The organism is Natronomonas sp. (assembly GCF_036625485.1).
In the GTDB taxonomy this organism is placed as follows: Archaea; Halobacteriota; Halobacteria; order Halobacteriales; family Haloarculaceae; genus Natronomonas.
The window spans coordinates 1-5,626 of sequence record NZ_JAZKTR010000156.1 but is presented as its reverse complement, the minus strand read 5'-3'; the positions used below and the strand labels follow the sequence as shown (position 1 = coordinate 5,626).

At 62.4% G+C, this 5,626-nt stretch carries 6 protein-coding genes; 4 read left to right on the top strand and 2 right to left on the bottom strand.

Features of this window, described 5'->3' with window-relative positions:
- From V5A53_RS12515 to V5A53_RS14600, 3 genes are all read left to right on the top strand, one after another.
- Window positions 1–766: DUF7282 domain-containing protein (locus tag V5A53_RS12515; RefSeq protein ID WP_332313952.1), on the top strand; the 766-nt coding region annotated here is incomplete at its 5' end.
- A 278-nt stretch (window positions 767–1,044) separates the two neighbouring features.
- Window positions 1,045–2,034: a transcription initiation factor IIB gene (locus tag V5A53_RS12510; protein WP_332313951.1), complete on the top strand. Its 990-nt coding sequence runs from the start codon at window positions 1,045–1,047 to the stop codon at window positions 2,032–2,034.
- A gap of 181 nt (window positions 2,035–2,215) precedes the next feature.
- Window positions 2,216–2,389, top strand: a complete 174-nt coding sequence (locus V5A53_RS14600) for a DUF7836 family putative zinc-binding protein (RefSeq protein WP_442928639.1) — start codon at window positions 2,216–2,218, stop codon at window positions 2,387–2,389.
- 28 nt (window positions 2,390–2,417) lie between these two features.
- Here V5A53_RS14600 and V5A53_RS12505 read toward each other — a convergent pair whose 3' ends face one another.
- The gene (locus V5A53_RS12505; RefSeq protein WP_332313950.1) at window positions 2,418–3,623 is read right to left on the bottom strand and encodes a methionine adenosyltransferase; all 1,206 of its coding nucleotides are present in this window, start codon (window positions 3,621–3,623) and stop codon (window positions 2,418–2,420) included.
- A gap of 78 nt (window positions 3,624–3,701) precedes the next feature.
- Window positions 3,702–4,238 carry a class IV adenylate cyclase gene (gene cyaB, locus V5A53_RS12500; RefSeq protein ID WP_332313949.1) on the bottom strand — a complete coding sequence of 179 codons (537 nt, stop codon included), beginning with the start codon at window positions 4,236–4,238 and terminating at the stop codon, window positions 3,702–3,704.
- Between the two features lie 91 nt (window positions 4,239–4,329).
- Here cyaB and V5A53_RS12495 point away from each other — a divergent pair, with 91 nt between their 5' ends.
- Complete coding sequence (locus tag V5A53_RS12495) at window positions 4,330–5,343, top strand: FKBP-type peptidyl-prolyl cis-trans isomerase (protein ID WP_332313948.1); 1,014 nt, start codon at window positions 4,330–4,332, stop codon at window positions 5,341–5,343.
- The last annotated feature ends 283 nt before the right edge of the window (window positions 5,344–5,626 follow it).

Below are 5,626 nucleotides of genomic sequence, written 5' to 3'. Positions count from 1 at the left end.
GATCTACTCGTTCGTCTCCAGCGGCGCCGAGGCTGATGGCCCGTACACTGCCGACGGTTCCGCCGTCGTCGTCGACCGGGTCGAACTCTCGGAGGACGGCTTCGTGACCATTCACGACTCCTCGCTCCTCGACAGCGCCACCTTCGACAGCATCCGCGGAACGAGCGACCACCTCGAAGCCGGCGTCCACGAGGACGTCCGCATCGAACTGGACGAGGAACTCGACAACGAGGACACTCTCATCCCGATGGCGCACAGGGACACGAACGACAACCAACAGTACGACTTCGCCGAATCCGAAGGCGGAGAGGACGGTCCCTTCATCAACGATCAGGACGAGGCCGTCATCGACAGCGCGGCCGTGACGCCCACCGACGAGACGAGCGTCACGATGAACGACACCGCGACCTCCGGCCACTACGTCACCGTCGACGAGGTTTTCCTGGAAGACGGTGGCTTCGTGACGATTCACGACTCGACGGTTCTCGACGGCGAGGTTTTCGGGAGCATCCGTGGTTCCTCCGAGTACCTCGAACCGGGCCTCCACCGTAACGTGGGCGTCCACCTCGACGAACCGCTCGACGAGGACGACACCGTCGTCCCGATGGCCCACCGCGACACGAACGACAACGAAGAATACGACTTCGTCGACAGCGAGGGCGAGGGCGACGACACCGAAACCGACGGTGACGGTGCCGGATTCGGTGTGGTCGTCGCGCTGCTGGCCATCATCGGCTCCGTCTTCGCAGCCCGCCGTCTGAACTGAGCGCCAACCCTATACCGTCTCTTCTTTTGACGGATGGGCGACACTATCGGCCGTATCTCCCTCAGTAAAGCTTATATGTTGTAGTTGGTGTGAAAACCCATAACACACGAGACGCGGTAACACGAATACCGGCGATAGAGGCCCCAATTCAGGCGTTCGACGTTCAGAATCACCGAAAGCTTTAAGTTCTTTTCGGACTAACAGTATGTTAGGAAGAACGGCGCCGGGATTCTTGGGCTTTCCTCCCCCGGTGTCGGTCGTCATCCATCACATCCATCATGAGCGATACAAGTATCCGAACCTATACGGACGAGAATCGAACCGAATCGACCCAGCAGGCTGAAAGCGAAACCGAAGAGACCAGCGAGAAGACGTTGACGTGCCCCGAGTGTGGCGCCCGCCTCGAGACGGACACCGAACACGGTGAAACCGTCTGTACCGAGTGTGGCCTCGTCGTCGAAGAGGATAACATCGACCGCGGCCCGGAATGGCGCGCCTTCGACAGCGCCGAGAAGGACAAGAAATCGCGTGTCGGCGCTCCCACCACGAACATGATGCACGACAAGGGGCTGTCGACGAACATCGGCTGGCAGGACAAGGACGCCTACGGCAACTCCCTGTCGAGCAAGCAACGCCAGAAGATGCAGCGGCTCCGCACGTGGAACGAGCGCTTCCGCACCCGCGACTCCAAGGAGCGGAACCTCAAGCAGGCCCTCGGCGAGATCGACCGGATGGCCAGCGCACTCGGCCTCCCGGACAACGTCCGAGAGACCGCCTCCGTCATCTACCGCCGTGCCCTGCAGGACGACCTCCTGCCGGGCCGCTCCATCGAGGGCGTCGCTACCGCGTCGCTGTACGCCGCCGCCCGACAGGCCGGCGTCCCCCGGAGCCTCGACGAGGTGAACCGCGTCTCGCGCGTGGACAAGATGGAGCTCACCCGGACGTACCGATACATCATCCGGGAGCTCAACCTCGAAGTCAAGCCCGCCGACCCCGAGAGCTACGTCCCGCGGTTCGTCTCGGACCTCGAACTCGAAGACGAGGTAGAGCGCCGTGCCCGTGAGCTCATCGAGGCGGCCCGCGAGTCCGGTATGTTGTCGGGCAAATCGCCCGTCGGCCTCGCCGCTGCGGCCGTCTACGCCGCCGCGCTGCTCTGCAACGACAAGGTAACGCAGAGCGAGGTCAGCGAGGTCGCTGACATCTCCGAGGTCACCATCCGGAACCGCTACAAGGAGCTCCTCGAAGCGGCCGAAGTCGCCACCGCCTAACGCGGCTACTCGTTCGCTTCGGGATGTGGTCGGGATGTGGTTTGCGGTTTTACTGTTATTTTACACGCTAACCGTCAGGTATAGCGGTTCGACGAACCGTCCCCACCCGCGGTAGCCGCCGGCCCGCTCACATCGGATGCCGTGACAAAGGTTTTCATACCTGCCCGACGTTGGGCCGGTTATGGAAACGTACGTCCGACTGTTGTGCCCCGAATGTGGTAAGAATTGGCAGGATTCTCCAGGCGATCTTCCCGAACCAGCCCGGACGTTCAACTGCCCGAACTGCCATGCGAGCCGGCCGCTCTCGGAGTTCGCGCGTACCGAACACGACCTACAGAACCTCAAGAAGTTCTAACCACGAGGAACGGTCTCTTCCCCCGGATTCAGAACGTCGTTAGCTCGCCGTCGATGACGCGCTCGGTGATCGAGGTGACGTTCGCGAGTTCCCGGTCGATGATGTCGGAGACCTCGGTTTCGATATCGCTTACCTCGATGCCCGCTTCGGTGACGAGGCTGGCATCGGCGACGTGCGGTTGGTCGATGGGCTGGCCGATCTGCGAGAGCAGGCGGATACGGATCTCCCGGATGCCGTCGACCTCGTCGACGACCGTCTCGGCGATGTCCGTCGACAGAAGGTTGTAGATCTTCCCGATGTGGTTGACGGGGTTCTTTCCGGACGTCGCCTCCATCGACATCGAACGGTTCGGCGTAATGAGGCCGTTGGCGCGGTTGCCGCGGCCGACAGAGCCGTCGTCGCCCTGTTCGGCGGAGGTACCGGTCGTCGTCAGGTAGATCGAGCCCTCCTCGTAGTCGTCGGCGGTGTTGACGTGGACGTTGACGTTCCGATCGGTAAAGCGGGTAGCCAGTTCCTCGACGAACTCCCGGACGCCGCGGACGGCGTCGTCGTAGTCGTCGATATCGTCGATATACCGGTCGACCATCGCCGCGGCGATGGTCACGTCGATGTCGTCGCCCTCGCGTTTGCCCATGACCTTGATGTCCTGACCGATAGCAGGGTTCTCGGCGCTGTAGTGGCCGTTGAGCTGTTTTTCGGCTTCGAGGACGATCTTCTCGGTTTCGGTCAGCGGCGCGTGGCCGACCCCGAAGGAGGTGTCGTTGGCCATGGGCACCTGCGCGCCGTCCTCGCTGAAGACCTCCTGAAGGTCGCCCGACCCTTCGCCGAGCTTGACGTCGACGATGATTTCGGTGCCGAAATCGACCAGCGGGAAGTTTTCGGCGAAGTACTCGCGGGCGGCCCGGAGGGCGATGGTTTCGGTCGGGATCTTCTGGCCCTGATACTCCTTGGTCGCCCGCCCGGTGATGAGAAGGTAGATGGGTTCGATGACCTCGCCGCCCTCGAAGGCGGGTGCGGCGGAGCCAGCGACCAGTTGCGTCTCGTCGGTGTTGTAGTGGAGGACCTTACCGACGCGGTCCAGATACTCGCGGGCCAGCGCCTGTGAGACGTGTTCGGCGATACCGTCGCAGATAGAATCGGGATGCCCGAGGCCCTTCCGCTCGACGATTTCGACTTCCTGATCTTCGACCGCACGGCCGACGACCGGCTCGACACGGATGTTTCGGTTACTCATTACGGTATCGTATCCCTGCGTCGGTTCTATAACTTACGGAAACCAAACGCACACAGCTAATAACCCGAGGGTATAATCTTAGTCGTCTTCCGCCAATAGCAGGCCGAGATAGGAGGTCCGGATCTGCTCTTCGGGGTCGAGTCCCAGTTCCTGGAGCAACTCGATTGCGCCCTCACGGGCTGGTTCGATAGCTTCCGATTCCGTCTCGACTTCGACGTACTCGCCGAGACCGACGACGTTGTCGAGCGTCACCGTGTAGCCCTTCCATTCGAACCGTTCCCGGATCTTCTCGACGGTCGCGGCCGGCGAAAAGCCGAGTTCGTCCAGAATCTCGGCCATGGTCTCGCCATCGTCGACGCCCGTTTCCCACTCCTCGCGGGTCTTCGAAGCCTCCTCGACGAGCGGGCCTTTATACGTCACACGAGCGGTCTCCTCGTCCTCGTCGGTTTCCCGACGAATTCGGAAGGATTCGTCCGTCTCAGCGAAATCCCGAACCGGGTGGTCGTAGTAGGTATCGATCTGCTCGACCATCCCCTTCGGATCGGCGTCGAGTTCCGCCAATCGCTCCCGGACGGGTTCGTGTTGTGCCCGGACTTTCAGTTCGACTTCGTACATAGGCGGGCCGTCGCTCGGCGCGAGTAAAAACGCCGTGGCTCGCCGAACGGGAAACGTGATTGTTAAGGGTGCGACGACTGACGTTCCGAGTATGAGTGATGAACCCGATGAGGTCGAGGAGACCGACGACGCGGCCGAGGAGGCCGCCGAAGAAGTGACCGAAACCGAGACCGAGGAGCAGGACGCCGAGGCCGAAACGGAAGACGCCGAAGCCGAAGAAGAGGAAGCCGAAGGGCTGCAGGACGGCGACTTCATCCGTCTCGCTTACACTGCCCGGACCGTCGAGGGCGACCAGCTCGTCGACACCACCGACGAAGAGGTCGCCGAAGAGGAAGGCGTCGCCGACCAGGGCACCTTCGAGCCCCGCGTCATCGTCCTCGGCGAGGGCCACCTCTTCCCCGAAGTCGAAGACGACATCCGCGGCAAGGAAGTCGGCGACGAGGGCACCGTCGTCGTCCCCGGTGAGGACGCCTTCGGCGAATACGACGAAGAGCAGGTCCGCACCGTCACCGCCGACAAGATCGACGAGGACGACCGCTACCCTGGCGCCCGCGTCCAGATCGACGGCGAACAGGGCGTTCTCGAAACCATCATCGGCGGTCGCGCACGCGTGGACTTCAACCACCCGCTGGCCGGCGAGGACATCGAGTACGACTACGAGATCCTCGAACAGGTCGAGGACGACCTCGAGAAGGCCAAGGGCCTGCTCGGCATGTTCCTCGACGTCGACCTCGAGATGTGGGTCGAAACCGACGAGGTCGAGGAGACCCGCGTCGAAGAGCCCGACGAAGACGACGAAGAGGCCGAACCCGAAACCGTTACCGAGACGGTCGAGAAGGAGACCCTCTACGTCGAGTCCACGCCCCAGCTGGCGATGAACCAGCAGTGGATGATGCAGAAACAGCAGATCGCACAGCAGGTCATCGACCTGACTGACATCGACCGCATCCTCATCCAGGAAGTCCTCGATGGCTCCGGCATGGGGATGGGCATGGGCGGCATGATGGGCGGCATGGGTGGCGGCGGCGCCCCCGACGACGTCGACATCGAGGAAGCCCTCGAAGAAGCCGACATCGACGCCGACGAGATCGCGGACGAACTCTAGAACTCCCACTTTTTGCACGAGAACGCGGGTCGCGCCCGCGCTGGGGCGCGACCCGCGTTCTCGGCAAAAACATGGGGAAAATATGCGCGCGTACTCCTTCCGCGCGGCCTGACGGCCGCGCTCCAGTTCGTGCGCGCTACCGGACGCTCACTTCGTTCGCGTCCGGCGAACCGCCTCGGGGGCGTTTTTCAAACGCCCCGCTCGGCGGATACTAACCTGAATTCTTGCGTAGACTACTGAAACAGAATTAGTGGAGATGTCCGCGAGCGAACGAAGTGAGCGA

What these genes read in the sequence shown, in the direction of transcription:
- V5A53_RS12510 (WP_332313951.1), top strand. Translation starts at nt 1,045, where the DNA reads ATGAGCGATACAAGTATCCGAACCTATACGGACGAGAATCGAACCGAA.
- V5A53_RS14600 (WP_442928639.1), top strand. Translation starts at nt 2,216, where the DNA reads ATGGAAACGTACGTCCGACTGTTGTGCCCCGAATGTGGTAAGAATTGG.
- V5A53_RS12505 (WP_332313950.1), bottom strand. Translation starts at nt 3,623, where the DNA reads ATGAGTAACCGAAACATCCGTGTCGAGCCGGTCGTCGGCCGTGCGGTC.
- cyaB (WP_332313949.1), bottom strand. Translation starts at nt 4,238, where the DNA reads ATGTACGAAGTCGAACTGAAAGTCCGGGCACAACACGAACCCGTCCGG.
- V5A53_RS12495 (WP_332313948.1), top strand. Translation starts at nt 4,330, where the DNA reads ATGAGTGATGAACCCGATGAGGTCGAGGAGACCGACGACGCGGCCGAG.